Raw genomic sequence first — 16,897 nt, 5'->3', positions numbered from 1 at the left:
CTCAGCCCTGCGGATGGGGGAAGGGCGACCAGTCGGGGGCGCGCTTGCCGAGGAAGGCATCGCGGCCCTCGGCGGCCTCGTCGGTCATATAGGCCAGGCGCGTCGCCTCCCCGGCGAAGACCTGCTGGCCCATGAGGCCGTCATCGGCGAGGTTGAAGGCGAACTTGAGCATGCGGATCGCCTGCGGGGACTTCGTCGCGATGGCCGCCGCCATCGCGAGAGCTTCCTCCTCGAGCCGCTCGTGGTCGACGACGCGGTTCACGGCACCCCAGTCGTAGGCGTCCTGCGCGGAGTACTCCTCGGCGAGGAAGAAGATCTCCCGGGCCCGCTTCTGCCCGACCTGCTTGGCGAGATAGGCGGAGCCGTAGCCGCCGTCGAAGGAGCCGACGTCGGCGTCGGTCTGCTTGAAGCGGGCGTGCTCGCGGGAGGCGATCGAGAGGTCCGCGACCACGTGCAGCGAGTGACCGCCGCCCGCGGCCCAGCCGTTGACGACCGCGATGACGACCTTGCCCATGGTGCGGATCAGGCGCTGCACCTCGAGGATGTGCAGCCGCCCGGCCGAGCGGGTGCGCACCGCGGACGTGTCCTCGAGCGCCTCCTCCTCGGCGTACTCGTAGCCGGAGCGGCCGCGGATCCGCTGGTCGCCGCCTGAGCAGAAGGCATGTCCGCCGTCCTTGGGGGAGGGGCCGTTGCCGGTCAGCAGGATGACGCCGACGCCCGGGTCGAGGCGGGCGTGATCGAGGGCCCGGTACAGCTCGTCGACGGTGCGTGGCCGGAAGGCGTTGCGCACCTCGGGCCGGTCGAAGGCGATGCGCACCGTGGGCAGGTCCGCGCCGGCGGGGTCGACGGCCCGGTGGTAGGTGAGGTCCGTGAGCTCCGGCCCGCCGAGCTCCGCGGCGCTCACCGCACGCCAGCGGGTGGGGTCGAAGAGGTCGGAGACCGGGCGGGGGGAGTCGGGCGCGGGGGTCATGAGGGCCAGGGTAGTCCGCGACGGGAGGGCGGCCGACGGGCCCTCTGCGCGGGATGGTCCTCACATCTGCCCTGCGCAGGGCGCCCGGGGGCGTTGTGCGCCGAAGGTCCCGCTCGTCTGTCGGACCCCCTTCCTAGGGTCGTTCTCGACAGCTCGGACGGGCGCCGCACTGGTGCGGTTCCCGCTCGGGAGGTCCATCCCCCTTCGTGAACAACCAGGAGACGAGTTGACCACTGGTCCGACCTCGCCCCAGGGAGTCGATCCCCGCGACTCCCACGGCACCCCGTCCGTACCGGGCGGACAGAGCGCGCAGTACGGCGCTCCCCAGCAGGCGTACGGGGCACCGCAGCAGCCTTACGGGGCGCAGCAGCCGTACGGGGCACCGCAGTAGCAGTCCCCGGACGCGGCCCAGCAGTCGCCGTACGGTGCCTCGCCGTCGCCCTACGGCTCACCGCAGCCGGCTCCTACTCCGTATCCGGTGGCGAGCCCGTACCCGGCCCCCGGCGTGGCGAGCCCGTACGCGGCGCCCACCGCCCAGCAGGCGACCTGGGCGGCGGTCCCGGGCGGGCAGCCCCTGCCCGGTCAGGCACCCGTCGGCGTGCCCCAGAAGTCCTTCCTGGTGACGTGGCTGCTCTCCTGCTTCCTGGGCATCTTCGGCGTGGACCGCTTCTACCTCGGCCAGGTGGGTCTCGGTCTCGGCAAGCTGTTCACCCTGGGCGGCTGCGGCATCTGGGCGCTGATCGACGTGATCCTGCACCTCGCCGGTGCGAGCCGCGACAAGTACGGCCGCCCCCTCGCGGACCGTGACCGGTACAAGCTCATGGCCTGGATCGTGACCGGCGTGCTGGTCCTCCTCAGTCTCATCTTCCAGGGGACCGTCCGCGGCGGATCCGACTCCGCGTCGCCCGAGCCGGATCCCGTCGTGGCCGAGGAGGTCGTGGAGCAGGAGGCGGCCGAGGAGGCTGCGGCCGAGGAGCCCGCCGCTGAGGAGGCTCCCGCGGAGGACGCCCCGGCGGAAGAGGCGCCCGTCGAGGACGCCGCCGTGGAGGAGGCCGTGCCTGCGGAGGACGCCGCCGCGACCGAGGAGGCTCCCGCCGACCAGGCGGCGCCCGCCGTCGCCGGCATCGGCGAGGTCGTCCAGGCCGACGACGTCCAGCTCACCGTCACCTCGGTCGAGCGTGGGGTCGAGAAGATCGGCATGGAGTACCTGGAGGCGGAGCCGCAGGGCGAGTTCGTGCTCGTGACGGTGGAGATCCACAACACCGGCACCGATGCGATCGATGTCTCTTCCTACGACTTCGTGCTCGTCGGCGACGGGGTCGAATACTCGTCCTCCGACGACGAGTGGTACCGCGACGACGCGCTGATCTTCGAGAGCGTCAACCCGGGCAACACCTACACCGGCGTGCTGGTGTTCGACATCCCCGAGGGCGCGACCATCAGCACCCTCGAGATGACCCCCGGCTGGTTCGGTGACACCGCCGTGGTCTCCGTCGCCTGACGGACCCGCCCCGCCCGCACTCTCCGCCCCGGACCGGGACGGAGGGTGCGCGCCGTCCCAGCAGGGGCGGGCCGTCCCGTCCCCCTCCGCGGCGCTAGCCTGGAGAGCCCGCCCTCGGACCCTGGAGAGCCCCCGCCCATGCAGATCCCCGCCCCGCTCCGCGACCTCGGCATCGACCGCGCCCACGCCTGGGCGATCCCGATGACCACGCGCTTCCGCCGGATCGAGGTGCGCGACGGACTGCTCCTGCACGGGCCTGCCGGCTGGGCCGAGTTCTCACCCTTCTGGGACTACGACGCCCCCGAGTCCTCTGCCTGGCTGCGTGCCGCGCTCGAGGACGCGACCCTCGAGCGGCCCGTGCCGCTGCGCGAGGAGATCGAGGTCAACGCCACGATCCCCGTGGTCCAGCCGGCCCTCGCCGCGCGCATCGCCCGCGTCGGCGGGGCCCGCACCGCCAAGGTCAAGGTCGCCGATCCGGGCAGCGATCTCTCCGCCGACGCCGCCCGCCTCGAGGCGGTGCGGGACTCCCTCGGCCCCTCCGCCCGGATCCGGATCGACGCGAACGCCGCCTGGACCCTCGACGAGGCCCGCGCCGCGCTGCCTCTCCTGGACCGGGCCGCCGGCGGGCTCGAGTACGCCGAGCAGCCCTGCGCGGCGCTCGAGGACCTCGCGACCCTCCGCCGCGAGCTGGACGTGCCGATCGCGGCCGACGAGTCGGTGCGCCGCGTCGAGGACCCGCTGCGCGTCGCCCGCGCCGAGGCCGCCGACCTGCTGGTGATGAAGGTCCAGCCCCTCGGCGGTGTGCGGCGCTGCCTCGAGCTCGCCGAGCAGGCCGGGCTGCCCGTCGTCGTCTCCTCGGCGATCGAATCGAGCCTCGGCCTCTCCGCCGGGCTCGCGCTCGCTGCCGCCCTCCCGCGCCTCGAGCACGCCTGCGGACTCGGGACCGCGACCCTGCTCACCGGTGACCTCGTCGCCGACCCGCTCCTCGCCCGGGACGGCCGGATCCCCGTCGAAAGGCCCGTCCCCGACGAGGACCTGCTCACCCGCCACGCGGCCCCGCCGGCGCTCGCCGCCGCCTGGGAGCAGCGCCTCGCGGACTGCGCGGACCTGCTCTGACCTACGCTCATCCCATGCCCGAGCCCCGCGTCCCCGATGCCGTGATCCCCGCCCCCGTCCCCACCGGCTCCGGGGCGGTGGATGCCGCGACGGCCCTGTGGACGGCCCTCGCGGAGCTCGGCGTGCGCGAGGCGGTGCTCGCCCCCGGCTCCCGCTCCGCCCCGCTCGTCTACGCGCTCGCGTCCACCCCGATCGCCGCCCGGATCCGGGTGCACGTGCGGATCGACGAGCGGGCCGCCGCCTTCACCGCCCTCGGCATCGGCCGCCACGATCCGGCGCATCCCGCCGCAGTGTTCACCACCTCCGGCACCGCCGCCGCGCATCTCCTCGCCGCCGCGATGGAGGCCCACCACTCGCGCATCCCACTGCTGCTGCTCACGGCCGACCGTCCGGCCGAGCTGCGCGGCACCGGCGCGAACCAGACCACGGTGCAGACCGGACTGTTCAGCCCCTTCGCGCGCTTCCAGGCCGATCTGCCCGCCCCCACGGCCGCGGCGGCCACCGACGCCGAGCTGCGCACCGTCGTCTCCACCCTCGCCCGCGCCCACGCCGCTGCGACCGGGGAGCATCCCGGGCCCGTGCACGTGAACCTCGGCTTCCGGGACCCGCTCACCCCGCGTCCCGAGCGGGCCTCGGACCCGGGGGAGCGGCCCTCCCTCGTGCTCACCCGGCGTCTTCCCGCCCCCGCCCCCGCCCCGCAGCCGGTGACGGTGTCCTCGCGCACCGTGGTCGTCGCGGGGGACGGAGCGGGCCCCGCCGCCCGCGCCCTCGCCGAGGAGCACGACCTCCCGCTGCTGGCCGAGCCCAGCTCCGGCGCCCGCGGCGGCGACAGCCTCGTCGTCGGCTATCCGGGCCTGCTCGCCGAGGTGATGGCCGATCCGCGGCATCCGCTGCGTCCCGAGCGGGCGATCGTCCTCGGCCACCCGACGCTCTCCCGCCCGGTGCTCGGCGGGCTGCTCGGCGCTGAGGACGTCGAGGTGATCGTCGTGGACCGGCACCCCGACTTCGCCGATGCCGCCCGGCGCGCCCGCCTGGTCGTCCCCGCCGCCCGCGGCGAGCGGGTCCCCGACGACGGTCCCTCGCTCCGTGACGCCTGGCAGCGGGCCGCCGCGGAGCGGATCCCGTCGCCGGGGCCGTCCTGGCAGGCGCGTGCGGCGCTCACCGTGTGGGAGGCGAGCGGCGCCGAGGACGTGCTCGTGCTCGGCTCCTCGAGCCTGGTCCGCGACCTCGACGAGCACGCCGGCCCCACCGCGGCCAGGGTTCTCGCGAATCGCGGCCTCGCCGGGATCGACGGCACCGTGTCCCTCGCGGGCGGGCTGTCCCTCGCGCGCCGGGACGCCCCCGGGAGGGTGCGCGTGCTCCTCGGCGACCTCACCGCCCTCCACGACCTCACCGGGCAGATCATCGGACCCGAGGAGGTGCGGCCCGACCTCGACGTGATCGTCGTCGACGACGACGGCGGCCGCATCTTCGGCGGTCTCGAGCACGCTGCCGCCCCGCCCGAGGTGCTGCGCCGCTTCTTCACCACCCCGCACGGCACGGACCTCGCCGCCGCGGCCCGGGCCCTCGGTGCCGAGGCGCACCGGGTCGACGTCGACAGCTTGCGCACAGCTCTGGTACAGCCCGCACAGGGGCTGCGGGTGTTGGTTGTCCGAGAAGGGTCCGCACCGGACCCGAGGACCCCGTAGTCGAAGGTGAGCCGATGGACGACCTGACCCCGCCCGCCCCGCAGCCCCAGCCCGGGCCCGAGCTGCAGCCCCAGCCCGAGCCGCCGCTGCAGTCGCTCCAGCCCGCCACGTCGCAGCTGCCCGTCGGCCCTGCCACCGAGCCGCTGAGCCCGGTCCCGGCCCTCGCTGCCGCCCCCGCGGCCGCCCCCGACGCGGACCCCGCCCCGGCCCCCGCTCCGCGGCGCCGCGGTCCGGGATGGGGCGGCGTCGTGGGACTCGTCGCGGCGGGCATGATCCTCTCCAGCGGGGCGACGCTCGGCGGGGTCATCGCTTACGACGAGCTGTTCGCCGACGAACCGGCCCCGACCACCGCCTCCGCCCCGACCGACGGCACCACGGCGAGCCCGGTCGCCTCCGCCTCGACCGCGCAGGACCCGGACTGGACCGCGATCGCCGAGCAGCTCTCCCCGAGCGCGGTCTCGATCCAGGTCGCGACCCAGGGCGGCACCAGTCAGGGCACCGGCATCGTGCTGGAGTCCGACGGCACGATCCTCACCAACGAGCACGTCGTCTCCGGCGGCAGCCGGATCCAGGTCACCACGAGCGAGGGACTCAGCTACGAGGCGGAGCTGGTGGGCTCCGACACCTCCACCGATCTCGCCGTCATCCGCCTCCTCTCCCCGCCGGACGATCTCGTCCCGGCGACCTTCGCCGACTCCTCCACCGTCGAGGTGGGAGCGCCGGTGATGGCGCTCGGCACCCCGCTGGGGCTGGAGAACACCGTCACCACCGGTATCGTCTCCGCGGTGGACCGCCCGGTGACCGCGACCGGCGAGGACCCCTCCGGCGCCGACACCAGCTACACCTCGGCGATCCAGACCGACGCCGCGATCAACCCCGGCAACTCGGGCGGTCCCCTCGTCGACGCCTCCGGGCAGGTGATCGGGATCAACTCGGCGATCGCGGGGATTCCGAACAGCGAGGGGCAGGCCGGCTCGATCGGGCTCGGCTTCGCGATCCCCTCGAACACGGCGATGCTCATCGCCGAGCAGCTCGTCGAGGACGGTTCCGCCGATCATGCTTATCTCGGCGTGACCACGACCGACGGCAGCGCGACGGTGGGGGAGACCACCTATCGCGGTGCCGAGGTGGTGGCGCTCGAACCAGACGCCCCCGCCGCGGCCGGCGATCTGCGCGACGGGGACCTGATCACCCGGGTCGACGACACGCCCGTCGGCAGCGCCGCGGCTCTGACCGGGGTGGTCCGCGGCCTCGAGGTGGGCAGCACCCACACCCTCACCGTGCTGCGCGAGGACGAGCTTCAGACCCTCGAGGTCACGCTCGGATCCCGCTCGGCCTGATCCCCGCGCAGCGCGCGCAGCATCGGCCGGCACTTGGCGAGCACCTCCGCGTGCTCGGAGACCGGATCGGAAGCGGCGACGAGACCGCCGCCGGCCTGGAGCACCACCTCGTGGGGGCCGCGCAGGTGCGCCATCCGCAGCGCGATCGCCCACTGCCCGTCCCCGTCGGCGTCCATCCAGCCGACGGGGGAGGCGTAGCCGCCGCGGTCGTGCGGCTCGAGGCGCTCGATGATCGCGTCGGCCTGCTCCCGCGGGGTGCCGGAGACGGCCGCCGAGGGATGCAGCCGGGCGGCCACATCGAGGCTGGTCACGCCGTTGCGCAACCGGGCGGTGACGTCCGAGGCGAGATGCTCCAGCCCCGGGAGGCGGAGCACGAACGGCTCGGGGGAGACCTCGACGTCCTCCGCGAGGTCGACGAGGCGCTCGACCACCGAATCCGCGGCGTAGGCGTGCTCGGAGAGCTCCTTGGCGTCGGCGCGGAAGGCGCGACGGTCCGCCTCGTCGAGCTCGCCGTCGTCGGCCACCGGGCGCGTGCCGGCGAGCACGCGGGAGAACACCCGGCCGTCCTCGGTCTGGGCGAGCATCTCAGGGCTGGCCCCGATCACGTCCTCGAGGTGGTAGACCCACGTGCTCGGATAGGCGCGGGCCAGGCGCGCGAGCAGCAGCGCGGGCTCGAGCGGCGTGGCCGAGCGCACGGTGGTCCGCTCGGAGAGCACGATCTTCCCGGCGCGGCCGGCCGCGATCTCCGCGACCGCTTCCTGCACCAGGGCCTGGTACTCGTCGGGCGTGTGGTCCGGCTCGAGCTCGAGGTCCTCGCCGTCCCCGGGGGGGCCGACGGGGGTCGAGGGGAACAGGTCCCGCCACGAGGTGGGCAGAGGGGGCTCCTCGTCCATCGCGGTGACCGTGAGGAACGCCTCGCCGTCGTGCACCCCGAGGACGGCCCGGGGGACGAGCAGCGTCGAGGGGCGGGGCGAGCCGGCGGCGTAGGAGAAGGAGCCGAGCGCGATCAGGCCCGAGGTGCGGGTGCGGACCTCGTCGTCGACGCGGGCCGTCGCCGCGAGCGCCCGGAAGGCCGAGCTGGCGGCGCCGAAGCGGTGGGGGCCGGTGGTCTGCACCGACCAGGTCGACCCGATCGCGACCACACCCTGCCCGTGGCGCAGCCACGCCCCGGTGAGCCCGCGGGGGAGGTGGCCGAGCAGGTCGACGTCCTCCTCGAGGCGCACGGTGCGCACGAGGATCGTGGGGCTCGGGCTGTGGTCGGACATCCGTGTCATTATGCGGCACCCAGGGGTCGGGAGGTGCGACCATGGGGCGGCGGCGAAGGCCGCGGACCGTGTGCAGTGGGCGTTCGAGGAGCAGTGCGTGAGCAGTCAGACCGAGAGCATCGCGACACCCCTGGTCCGGGGAGCGCTCGCGGCGATCGTGTCCCTCGGCACCGCCCTCGCCCTCGTGGTCGTGCCGGCGCTCGCCGCGCAGGTCGTCGCCACCCGCTCGTCCGCGACGGCCCTCGACGCGATCCTCATCGCACTGAACCTCCTCGTGCTCGGCCACGGCGGCGGCCTGGTGCTGACCACGGGCGCGATCGACGGCGCCGTCACCCTCACACCGCTCGGCCTGCTCCTGCTGCTCGTGGTGCTCTGCGCCGCCGGGATGCGGCGCGTGGGCCGCGCGCTGCTGCTCGTCCGGGAGGACGGGGTGCTGCGCGATCGGGCGCTGCGCGATGCGGGCGGCGCGCTCGTCCTCTACGTCCTCGTCTACGCGATCGGCCTGGCCCTGGTGGCGGCGATCTCTCGCAGCGCCCTGGTGAGCCCGGTCCTCCCCTCCGCCCTGGTGTCCGGGGCGATGGTCGCGATGCTCGGCGGCCTCGCGGGCCTGCTGTGGTCGCTGCGCCGCGAGGCGACGGCGACCGTGCCGGGGGTGCGGGTGCTCGAACTCCTGCCCCGCCCCTGGGGCTCGGTGGCGCGCGCCACGCTGCTCGCGGTGGCCGGCCTCCTCGCCCTGGGACTCGCGACGGTGCTGGTGATGCTCCTGCTGTCCGTCCCGGCGCAGTCCGCGCTCTTCGCCCAGCTCGACCCGGGCCCCGTCGGCGGGCTCGTGCTGTCCCTGATCCAGCTCGCCCTGCTGCCGCTGCTCGCCGTGTGGGCGCTCGTGGTGCTCTCCGGCGGCACCGTCGAGCTCGGCACGTCCACGGGGATCTCGCTCGATGGCGCGGAGACCGGCGTGCTGCCCGCGCTCCCGATGCTCGGCGCCCTCCCGCAGCCCGGCGACTTCCCGGACGCCGTCTGGGGGCTGATCGTGCTGCCGGCCGTGCCGGTGGTCCTCGGCGCGGTGCGCCTCGTGCGCGACCTCGAGGACCTGCCCTGGCGCGAGCGCGTCACCGCGTGGATCGGCTATCCCGTGGCGGTGCTCGTGGGGACAGTGCTCATCGTGGGCCTGGCCACGGGAGGGATCGGCGAGGGCCGGTTGAGCCATCTCGGTCCGGTGCTCGACGAGCTGCTGCTGCCGCTCGCCCTGATCGTGCTGGTCCCGACGGTGCTCGTGATCGGGGTGCTCGGCACTGGCCTGATCCCCTGGCTGCGTCAGCGCGTCGAGCGGGCCGAGACCGCCGAGCGCGCCGAGCTCACGGGGGAGGGGCGCCGCTCCGCGGGCGGAACCGCGGGGTCCGGGGCCGACGGCGGTTCCGGGGCCTACGGAGGCTCCGCGGCCGGCGGCGGCTCCGGGGTCGGCGGCGGTCCCGTCTCCCGCCTGGAGCGGGTCCGCGGAGCCCTCGCCGCCCGCCTGCCGCGGCGGGCGGCGGCGAGTCCGGAGTCGTCGGCGTCGGCCGGTTCGGCGCGGACTCCTGCCTCCGCAGGAACCGCTGCCTCCGCAGGAACCGCCGCCTCGCCCGCGTCCCCGTCCCCGGCCGTGGTGAGTCCGGCCGCGTCCGCGGCATCGGCCGGGTCGGCCCAGAGCGCGCCGAGCCCGGACTCCCCGGGCGAGGACGAGCTCAGCCGCCCACCACGGAGCTGACCCAGCTGATCATCGCGTCCTGCCCCTCGGCGGTGCAGGCCGCGCGGGCCTGCTCGGTGATCGCCTCGGCCCGGCACGCCTCGAGCTCGGCCAGGGGCTGGTAGAAGAGCGCCGAGATCGCCGCGCCCCCGATGATCAGCAACGTCGCCGGCACACCTACCACCAGGCCCAGCACGCCGAGACCGATCCGGCGGCGGCGGAAGGCCTCGATCGACAGCAGCACCAGCAGCACGAGCGCCGCGAGCCCGGTCAGCCCCGACCCCAGCGCGAACGGCAGCGGCGCCATCATCAGCAGCCAGGAGGCGAGCATCGCCACGGTGAGGGCGGCGAGCAGTCGACGATGCCGTTCGAGGGGACGGTCCGGGGGGCGCGGGGGCTGCTCGCTCATCGCCCCATTCTGCCCGTCCGGTCCGGGAGCCGCCCGTCGCGGCGGCACGGCCAGGTCCCGGACTACCCTGGACGGGTGACCAGCACCCCCGTCGTCGTCCTCATCTCCGGCACCGGCTCGAACCTCGCCGCGCTGCTGCGCGCCGCGCGCGAGCCCGACGCCCCGTTCCGCATCGTCGGCGTCCTCGCCGACCGGGAGGCCGCCGGCCTCGAGCACGCCCGGTCCGCCGGGATCCCCACCGCGGTCGTCGCGCTCGCCGACCATCCGGACCGGGAGTCGTGGGACCGGGCGCTCGCCGCGGCCGTCGCCGCGCACGATCCGCAGCTGGTGGTCCTCGCGGGCTTCATGAAGCTCGTCGGCACCCCCCTGCTCGACGCCTACGGCGGCCGCCTCCTGAACACCCACCCGGCGCTGCTGCCCTCCTTCCCCGGGGCGCACGGGGTCCGCGACGCCCTCGCCCACGGCGTGAAGATCACCGGCGCCACCGTGATCGAGGTCGACGCCGGGGTCGATACGGGGCGGATCCTCGCCCAGGTGGCGGTCCCCGTCCTCGAGGACGACACCGAGGAGACCCTCCATGAGCGCATCAAGGCCGCCGAGCAGCCGCTGCTCGTCGACGTGGTGCGCCGCCTGACCGCGATACCCTGAGCGCACACGACTGGCGCAGGTGGGAGACCACCGGGGAGTGATCACGTGGACATCGACCGCCTGGGTGTCCACCGCAACGACCGCAGCACACCTGACCGAGGAGCTCTCGTGACCGCCACCGACCGTCGCCCGATCCGCCGCGCCCTGCTCTCCGTCTACGACAAGGACGGCATCGTCGACCTGGCCCGCGCCCTCGCGGACGCCGGCGCCGAGATCGTCTCCACCGGCTCGACCGCCGCGACCGTCCGCGATGCCGGGATCGCGGTGACCGAGGTCGAGACCGTCACCGGCTTCCCGGAGATGCTCGACGGCCGCGTCAAGACCCTGCACCCGCGGGTCCACGGCGGGATCCTCGCCGATCAGCGCCTCGAGACGCACCGCGCCCAGCTCGACGAGCACGACATCGCCCCCTTCGACCTCGTCGTCGTGAACCTGTACCCGTTCTCCGACACCGTCGCCGCGGGCGGCAGCTTCGACGAGATCATCGAGAAGATCGACATCGGCGGCCCCTCCATGGTGCGCGGTGCCGCGAAGAACTTCGCGAGCGTCGCCGTGGTGGTCGAGCCCGAGGGCTACGCCGACGCGGCCCGGGCCGCCGCGGCGGGCGGCTTCACCCTCGCAGAGCGCCAGGAGCTCTCCGCGATCGCCTTCACCGTCACCGCGGACTACGACACGGCCATCTCCGAGTGGATGACCGCGCGGCTCTCCGAGGACGAGGAGCCCGGCGAGGGCGAGGGTGCCGAGCCGAACCTGCTGGACCTCTCCGACGAGGACGCCGCCGCCTACGGCTTCACCCAGACCCTCCGCTATGGCGAGAACCCGCACCAGCGCGCCCGCCTCGCGGTCTCCGACGCGGACACCCCCGGTCTCGCGGGCGCGGAGCTGCTCGGCGGCAAGCCGATGAGCTACAACAACTACGTCGACGCCGACGCCGCCCTGCGCGCCGCGTATGACGTCGACACCCCGGCCGTCGCCGTGGTCAAGCACAACAACCCCTGCGGCATCGCGACCGTCGCCGAGGGCACCGACATCGCCGCCGCGCACGCGGCCGCCCACGCGACCGACCCGGTCTCCGCCTACGGCGGCGTGATCGCCGCGAACCGGCCCGTCACCCTCGCCATGGCCGAGCAGGTCAAGCCCGTGTTCACCGAGGTCATCCTCGCTCCCGGCTACGAGGACGCCGCCCTGGAGCTGCTGCGCACCAAGAAGAACCTGCGCATCCTGCAGGTCGAGGACCGTCCCCGCACCGGTCTCGAGGTGCGCCACATCTGGGGCGGCACCCTGGTCCAGGACGCCGACGCGATCGATGCCGCGGGCGATGATCCCGCGCAGTGGACCCTCGCCGCCGGCGAGCCGGCCGACGCGGACACCCTCGCCGACCTCGCCTTCGCCTGGCGCGCGGTGCGCGGCGCGAAGTCCAACGCGATCCTGCTCGCCGCGGGCGGCGCCGCCGTCGGCATCGGCATGGGCCAGGTCAACCGCCTGGACTCGTGCCGCCTGGCCGTGACCCGCGCCAACACCCTCGGCGGGGAGGGCATCGAGCGGGCTCGCGGCGCGGTCGCCGCCTCCGATGCGTTCTTCCCCTTCGCCGACGGTGCGCAGATCCTGATCGACGCGGGCGTGCGCGCGATCGTGCAGCCCGGCGGCTCGATCCGCGACGAGGAGGTCGTCGAGGCCTGCCGCGCCGCGGGAGTCACGATGTATCTCACGGGCACCCGCCACTTCGCCCACTGATCGCCGCCCTGTTCACCCCCCGGCCACCGAAGGACCCTACGCTCGCGCCGACATCCCGCGACCCCATGGAGGAGAGACCGTGAAGATCCCCGACAACCAGTCCCTGCGCGAGTACATCGAGCACCTGCGCGAGGAGGGGTACACGGTCGCCGACGGGCACACCCCGGATCCGGATCTCATCGATCCCCAGGGCAACCCGGTGTACACCTGGCAGGAGGGCTACCCGTACGACACGCGGATGGACCGCGACGAGTACGAGCGGGAGAAGTACCACCTGCAGGTCGAGCTGCTGAAGTACCAGTACTGGCTCGAGGACAACGATCAGAAGGCGATCATCATCTTCGAGGGTCGGGACGCGGCCGGCAAGGGCGGCACCATCAAGCGCTTCACCGAGCACCTGAACCCCCGCACCGCCCGCACCGTCGCGCTGAACAAGCCGAGCGACCGCGAGCGCGGCCAGTGGTACTTCCAGCGCTACATCCAGTACCTGCCGACCGCGGGCGAGATGGTGCTCTTCGACCGCTCCTGGTACAACCGGGCCGGGGTCGAGCGGGTGATGGGCTTCGCGACGCCCGAGCAGTACGAGACCTTCATGACCCAGGTCCCGCACTTCGAGCGGATGCTGGTGGACTCCGGGATCCACGTCACGAAGTTCTGGTTCTCCGTCTCCCAGAAGGAGCAGCGGACCCGGTTCGCGATCCGTCAACTGGACCCGGTGCGCCGCTGGAAGCTCTCCCCGATGGACCTCGAGTCCCTCGACCGCTGGGAGGCGTACACGCAGGCCAAGGAGGAGATGTTCCGTCGCACGGACAAGCGCTACGCGCCGTGGACGATCATCCGCTCCAACGACAAGAAGCGCGCCCGCCTGAACGCCATGCGCTACTTCCTCTCGCAGTTCGAGTACGACGGCAAGGACCACGAGGTCGTCGGCCAGCCCGATCCGAAGCTCGTCATGCGCGGCAAGCAGGAGGAAGCCGACGAGTGAGGCCCTCCGCGCGCTGAGCCGTGCATTGAACCGCGCGGGGAACCGCCGACGGGCGGCACCCCGGGAGGGTGCCGCCCGTCGGCGTCTCCGGAGCCCGGCTCAGACGGTGCCGTGCTCCGCGTCGTGGGCAGTCTCAGCGTCCTGCGCGGCCTGCGCGCCCTGAGCTTCCTGCGCGGCCCCTGCGGCGCCGGTGCCCGTCCCGGGCGGCGGGGCGACCTCTCCGGAGTCGAGCTCTTCGGCGAGGAGGGCGGGGATGGTGCCGGTCGCGGTGGGGCGCACGGGCGCGGTCATCGAGGCAGGGGAGAGCAGCCCCTCGAGGCGGCGCTCGTCCAACAGGCCCCGCTCGATGACCAGCTCCCGCACGGGGCGCCCGGTGCGCAGCGCCGTGGAGGCGATGTCGGTCGCCGCGGCATAGCCGATCACGGGCACGAGCGCGGTGACCACGCCGATCGACCGGTGCAGGTAGTCCTCCAGGACGTCCTCGTTCACAGTGATCCCGGCGATGCAGCGATCCGCGAGGGTGTTCATCGCACGGGTCATGATCCGGGTCGACTCGAGGATGTTGTAGCAGATCACGGGCTCGAAGGCGTTGAGCTGCAACTGCCCGCCCTCGGCCGCGAAGGTGACGGTGAGGTCGTTGCCGATCACCTCGAAGGCGACCTGGTTGACGACCTCGGGGATCACCGGGTTGACCTTCCCCGGCATGATCGAGGAGCCCGGCTGCACCGCCGGCAGCGTGATCTCCGCGAGCCCCGCGCGCGGCCCCGAGGAGAGCAGCCGCAGGTCGTTGCAGATCTTCGAGATCTTCACCGCGATGCGCTTCAGCACACCGGAGAAGGTGACGAACGCGCCGGTGTCGCTCGTGGCCTCCACCAGGTCGGCGGCGACCACGAAGGGCTGGCCCGTGATCTCCGAGAGTTCCTTCGCGGCGAGCTGCGCATAGCGGGGGTCGGTGGTGATGCCGGTGCCGATCGCGGTCGCGCCCAGGTTGATCTCCCGGAATAGCCGCGCCGTGCGGGTCAGCCGTTCGACGTCCTCGCTGATGGTGGTGGCCCAGGCGTTGAACTCCTGGCCGACCGTCATCGGGACCGCATCCTGCATCTGGGTGCGGCCCATCTTGAGCACCTGCGAGAACTCCTCGCCCTTCGCGCGCAGGGTCCCGATGAGATGGTCCATCGCGTCGGCCAGCGCGGGGAAGGACAGCATCATCGCGAGGCGCACCGCGGTCGGGTACACGTCGTTGGTGGACTGGGCCAGGTTCACGTGGTTGTTGGGATGCAGGTGGGCGTAGTCGCCCTTCTCCCGCCCCAGGATCTCGAGCGCGCGGTTGGCGATCACCTCGTTGGCGTTCATGTTCGTCGAGGTCCCGGCCCCGCCCTGGATCATGTCGACCACGAAGTGCTCGTGCAGCGCGCCGTCCTCGATCTCGGCGCAGGCCTGCTCGATCGCGGCGGCGCGCTCGCCGTCGAGGGCGCCGAGGGCGTGGTTCGCGCGCGCGGCGGCGCGCTTGACCTGGGCGAGGGCCTCGATGAGCCGGGGGAAGTGCGACAGCGGCACCCCGGTGATGTGGAAGTTCTCCTGGGCGCGCAGGGTCTGCACCCCGTAGTACGCGTCGGCGGGCACTTCGCGATCGCCGAGCAGGTCGTGCTCGAGGCGGGTCGCTCCGGGGGTGGTCATGGGGCTCCTCCAGATCGGGGCGGGGGCCGACGGCGCTGCCGGCCGCGGCCAGCGTAGCCGCCCCGGCCCGTAGCATGGGCCCGTGCCGACCGATCGCTCCCCGTTCACCCTTCGCGCCGCGTTCCGGCGCCAGACGGTCCTCGCGATCGCGTTGCCCGCCCTCCCGGTGATCGTCGCGGTCGGCGCGCTGGGGTCCGTGCCGATCGCCGGGGCGATGCTGTCCGCCCTGCTGGTGGGTCTCGCGGCCGCGCGGGCGCTGCTGCCGGTGCGGGCCGTGGGGGCGCTCGCGGTGCGGCACCGGGCGGTGGACGTGGGCGTGCTGCTGCTGCTCGCCGTGGGCGTGGGGGTGCTCTCGCTGTCCCCGAACCTCTGAGCCCTCGCGGGTGTGGCACGATCGTTCCGTGCCCACCTCCTCCACCCGGCTCCATGCCGTGTTCGACCTCGCCATGCGGATCGGGGAGGGGCTGCTGACCAACGGTGCGGCCGCCTCCGAGGTGACCGCGACCGTCCTGCGGATCACCAGCTCCTCCGGTCTGCGCAACGTCTCCGTCCAGGTCACCTTCGACGAGATCACCATCTCGTACCTGACCGACGAGACCTCGACCCCCTTCACCCGGGTGCGCTCGGCGAGCGCGCGCGTGCAGGACTTCGCGCGCCTGGCCGCCTTCGAGGACGTCACCCACGGGTACATCACCGGCGCGATCGGCCTCGAGGAGGCGCGACGGCAGGTCGAGGCGATCCCGCAGTCGCCGCCCGCCTACCGGTTGCCGCTCGTGGTCGCCGGCTTCGCGATGATGGGCGGTGCGGCCGCGCTCAGCTTCGGCGCGGGCACTCTCGTGGTGATCACCGCGACCCTCGCCGCCGGCCTGCTGATCGCGGCGATGGAGGTCCTCGCCCGCCGGCACATCCCGCTGTTCTACGCGCAGGCCCTCGGCGGTTTCGTCGCGGTCTTCGCGGCGGTGCTGGTGAGCCTCGTGAACCCGAGCGTGAACTCCTCGATCGTGGTGGTCTCGTGCATCATCGTGCAGCTCGCGGGGCTCACCTCGATCGGTGCCGTGCAGGATGCCGTCACCGGCTGGTACGTGACCGCGGCGGGCCGGATCCTCGAGACGCTGATGCTCACCGTCGGCATCGTCGCCGGGGTCCGGGCCGGGATGTTCCTCGCCGACCTGATCGGGGCGGACATCTCGGTGAGCGCCTCGATGCCGCTGTCGCTCACCACCGTGCTGGTGGTGATCGTCTCCGGGGTCGGGATGGGCCTGGGGTACGGCGTCGGCACCCAGGTTCCGTGGCGGGTGCTGCCCTGGATCTCGGTCGTCGCGGCGGTCTCCGGACTCGTCGCCCACCTGCTCACCTCCCTCGCGCTCGAGCGCGTGTACGTGGTCGCGATCGTCGCCTTCGGGGCGGGCGCCCTCGCCGCCGTGCTCGGCGACCGGCTACGCGCCCCCGCGCTCCTGTTCGTGATGGGCGGGATCATCCCGCTGGTGCCCGGCAGCCTCATCTACCGCGGGCTGCTCGCCCTCGGGGACGACGTCATGGGCGGTATCGGCGAGCTCTTCGGTGCGGGGGAGATCGCCGTCGGGATCGCCGCGGGCGCCGTGCTGGGCCAGCTCCTCGCCTCCCGGGCGCTGCCGTTGTTCCGCCGCTCGGGCATCGCGTACACCCCCAGCATCTCCTCCCCGTTCACGACCCTGCGCCGTCGGCGGCTGACGCTCGGCTCGCGACGCTCCCGCCGCCGCGGCACCCCTGTGATCGAGCCGTCGACGATGACGGGGGAGATGACGGCCCTGAACCCGGCCCTGTTCGAGGACGAGGGCGAGGGGCGCTGACGGCTACACTGG

The 16,897-nt window shown here is 73.7% G+C and carries 14 protein-coding genes and 1 riboswitch; of the genes, 10 read left to right on the top strand and 4 right to left on the bottom strand.

Translation table 11 applies throughout. From position 1 onward, the window contains the following. Position 1: 1 nt before the first annotated feature. Positions 2–970, bottom strand: a complete 969-nt coding sequence (locus tag ACZCAH_RS07475) for a 1,4-dihydroxy-2-naphthoyl-CoA synthase (protein WP_464340466.1) — start codon at positions 968–970, stop codon at positions 2–4. A 478-nt stretch (positions 971–1,448) separates the two neighbouring features. On the opposite strand from ACZCAH_RS07475, the gene ACZCAH_RS07470 reads away from it, so the two are divergent. From ACZCAH_RS07470 to ACZCAH_RS07455, 4 genes are all read left to right on the top strand, one after another. Further along, positions 1,449–2,471, top strand: coding sequence for a DUF4352 domain-containing protein (locus tag ACZCAH_RS07470; RefSeq protein WP_464340465.1), 1,023 nt, complete (start codon positions 1,449–1,451; stop codon positions 2,469–2,471). Between the two features lie 138 nt (positions 2,472–2,609). Beyond that, positions 2,610–3,587 (top strand): o-succinylbenzoate synthase, encoded by a 978-nt coding sequence (locus ACZCAH_RS07465; protein WP_464340464.1) that lies wholly within the window; start codon positions 2,610–2,612, stop codon positions 3,585–3,587. 14 nt (positions 3,588–3,601) lie between these two features. Then, the gene (menD, locus tag ACZCAH_RS07460) at positions 3,602–5,275 is read left to right on the top strand and encodes a 2-succinyl-5-enolpyruvyl-6-hydroxy-3-cyclohexene-1-carboxylic-acid synthase (protein ID WP_464340463.1); all 1,674 of its coding nucleotides are present in this window, start codon (positions 3,602–3,604) and stop codon (positions 5,273–5,275) included. A gap of 14 nt (positions 5,276–5,289) precedes the next feature. Beyond that, positions 5,290–6,615, top strand: coding sequence for a S1C family serine protease (locus ACZCAH_RS07455; RefSeq protein WP_464340462.1), 1,326 nt, complete (start codon positions 5,290–5,292; stop codon positions 6,613–6,615). Here ACZCAH_RS07455 and ACZCAH_RS07450 read toward each other — a convergent pair. Continuing rightward, on the bottom strand, positions 6,576–7,880 hold the full coding sequence (locus ACZCAH_RS07450) for an isochorismate synthase (protein ID WP_464340461.1): 1,305 nt from the start codon (positions 7,878–7,880) through the stop codon (positions 6,576–6,578). The genes ACZCAH_RS07455 and ACZCAH_RS07450 overlap by 40 nt on opposite strands. A gap of 97 nt (positions 7,881–7,977) precedes the next feature. Here ACZCAH_RS07450 and ACZCAH_RS07445 point away from each other — a divergent pair, with 97 nt between their 5' ends. Then, the gene (locus tag ACZCAH_RS07445) at positions 7,978–9,624 is read left to right on the top strand and encodes a cell division protein PerM (RefSeq protein WP_464340460.1); all 1,647 of its coding nucleotides are present in this window, start codon (positions 7,978–7,980) and stop codon (positions 9,622–9,624) included. On the opposite strand, the gene ACZCAH_RS07440 is transcribed toward ACZCAH_RS07445, so the two are convergent. Next, on the bottom strand, positions 9,602–10,012 hold the full coding sequence (locus ACZCAH_RS07440) for a hypothetical protein (RefSeq protein ID WP_464340459.1): 411 nt from the start codon (positions 10,010–10,012) through the stop codon (positions 9,602–9,604). The genes ACZCAH_RS07445 and ACZCAH_RS07440 overlap by 23 nt on opposite strands. A 75-nt stretch (positions 10,013–10,087) precedes the next feature. Between ACZCAH_RS07440 and purN the strand changes: the two genes are divergently transcribed. The 3 genes from purN (at position 10,088) to ppk2 (ending at position 13,379) form a co-directional block, all read left to right on the top strand. Then, entirely contained in the window at positions 10,088–10,660 is a 573-nt protein-coding gene (purN, locus tag ACZCAH_RS07435) for a phosphoribosylglycinamide formyltransferase (RefSeq protein ID WP_464340458.1), read from the top strand. Next, positions 10,657–10,733: riboswitch (ZMP/ZTP riboswitch) on the top strand. (Overlaps the previous gene by 4 nt.) 35 nt (positions 10,734–10,768) lie before the next feature. Further along, entirely contained in the window at positions 10,769–12,394 is a 1,626-nt protein-coding gene (gene purH / locus ACZCAH_RS07430; RefSeq protein ID WP_464340457.1) for a bifunctional phosphoribosylaminoimidazolecarboxamide formyltransferase/IMP cyclohydrolase, read from the top strand. A 79-nt stretch (positions 12,395–12,473) separates the two neighbouring features. Next, complete coding sequence (gene ppk2 / locus ACZCAH_RS07425; RefSeq protein WP_464340456.1) at positions 12,474–13,379, top strand: polyphosphate kinase 2; 906 nt, start codon at positions 12,474–12,476, stop codon at positions 13,377–13,379. A gap of 99 nt (positions 13,380–13,478) precedes the next feature. On the opposite strand, the gene aspA is transcribed toward ppk2, so the two are convergent. Next, on the bottom strand, positions 13,479–15,056 hold the full coding sequence (gene aspA / locus ACZCAH_RS07420; RefSeq protein ID WP_464340455.1) for an aspartate ammonia-lyase: 1,578 nt from the start codon (positions 15,054–15,056) through the stop codon (positions 13,479–13,481). An 82-nt stretch (positions 15,057–15,138) separates the two neighbouring features. On the opposite strand from aspA, the gene ACZCAH_RS07415 reads away from it, so the two are divergent. Together ACZCAH_RS07415 and ACZCAH_RS07410 are read left to right on the top strand one after the other, a co-directional pair. Continuing rightward, on the top strand, positions 15,139–15,429 hold the full coding sequence (locus ACZCAH_RS07415; RefSeq protein ID WP_464340454.1) for a DUF3017 domain-containing protein: 291 nt from the start codon (positions 15,139–15,141) through the stop codon (positions 15,427–15,429). A gap of 28 nt (positions 15,430–15,457) precedes the next feature. Further along, positions 15,458–16,885 (top strand): threonine/serine exporter family protein, encoded by a 1,428-nt coding sequence (locus ACZCAH_RS07410; protein ID WP_464340453.1) that lies wholly within the window; start codon positions 15,458–15,460, stop codon positions 16,883–16,885. Positions 16,886–16,897 lie beyond the last annotated feature (12 nt).

It is taken from the genome of Brachybacterium sp. B718/18 (assembly GCF_055454375.1).
The sequence above is the reverse complement of the archived record's forward strand: the minus strand, read 5'-3'. Positions and strand labels throughout refer to the sequence as shown.

What these genes read in the sequence shown, in the direction of transcription:
- ACZCAH_RS07475 (WP_464340466.1), bottom strand. Translation starts at nt 970, where the DNA reads ATGACCCCCGCGCCCGACTCCCCCCGCCCGGTCTCCGACCTCTTCGAC.
- ACZCAH_RS07465 (WP_464340464.1), top strand. Translation starts at nt 2,610, where the DNA reads ATGCAGATCCCCGCCCCGCTCCGCGACCTCGGCATCGACCGCGCCCAC.
- menD (WP_464340463.1), top strand. Translation starts at nt 3,602, where the DNA reads ATGCCCGAGCCCCGCGTCCCCGATGCCGTGATCCCCGCCCCCGTCCCC.
- ACZCAH_RS07455 (WP_464340462.1), top strand. Translation starts at nt 5,290, where the DNA reads ATGGACGACCTGACCCCGCCCGCCCCGCAGCCCCAGCCCGGGCCCGAG.
- ACZCAH_RS07450 (WP_464340461.1), bottom strand. Translation starts at nt 7,880, where the DNA reads ATGTCCGACCACAGCCCGAGCCCCACGATCCTCGTGCGCACCGTGCGC.
- ACZCAH_RS07440 (WP_464340459.1), bottom strand. Translation starts at nt 10,012, where the DNA reads ATGAGCGAGCAGCCCCCGCGCCCCCCGGACCGTCCCCTCGAACGGCAT.
- aspA (WP_464340455.1), bottom strand. Translation starts at nt 15,056, where the DNA reads ATGACCACCCCCGGAGCGACCCGCCTCGAGCACGACCTGCTCGGCGAT.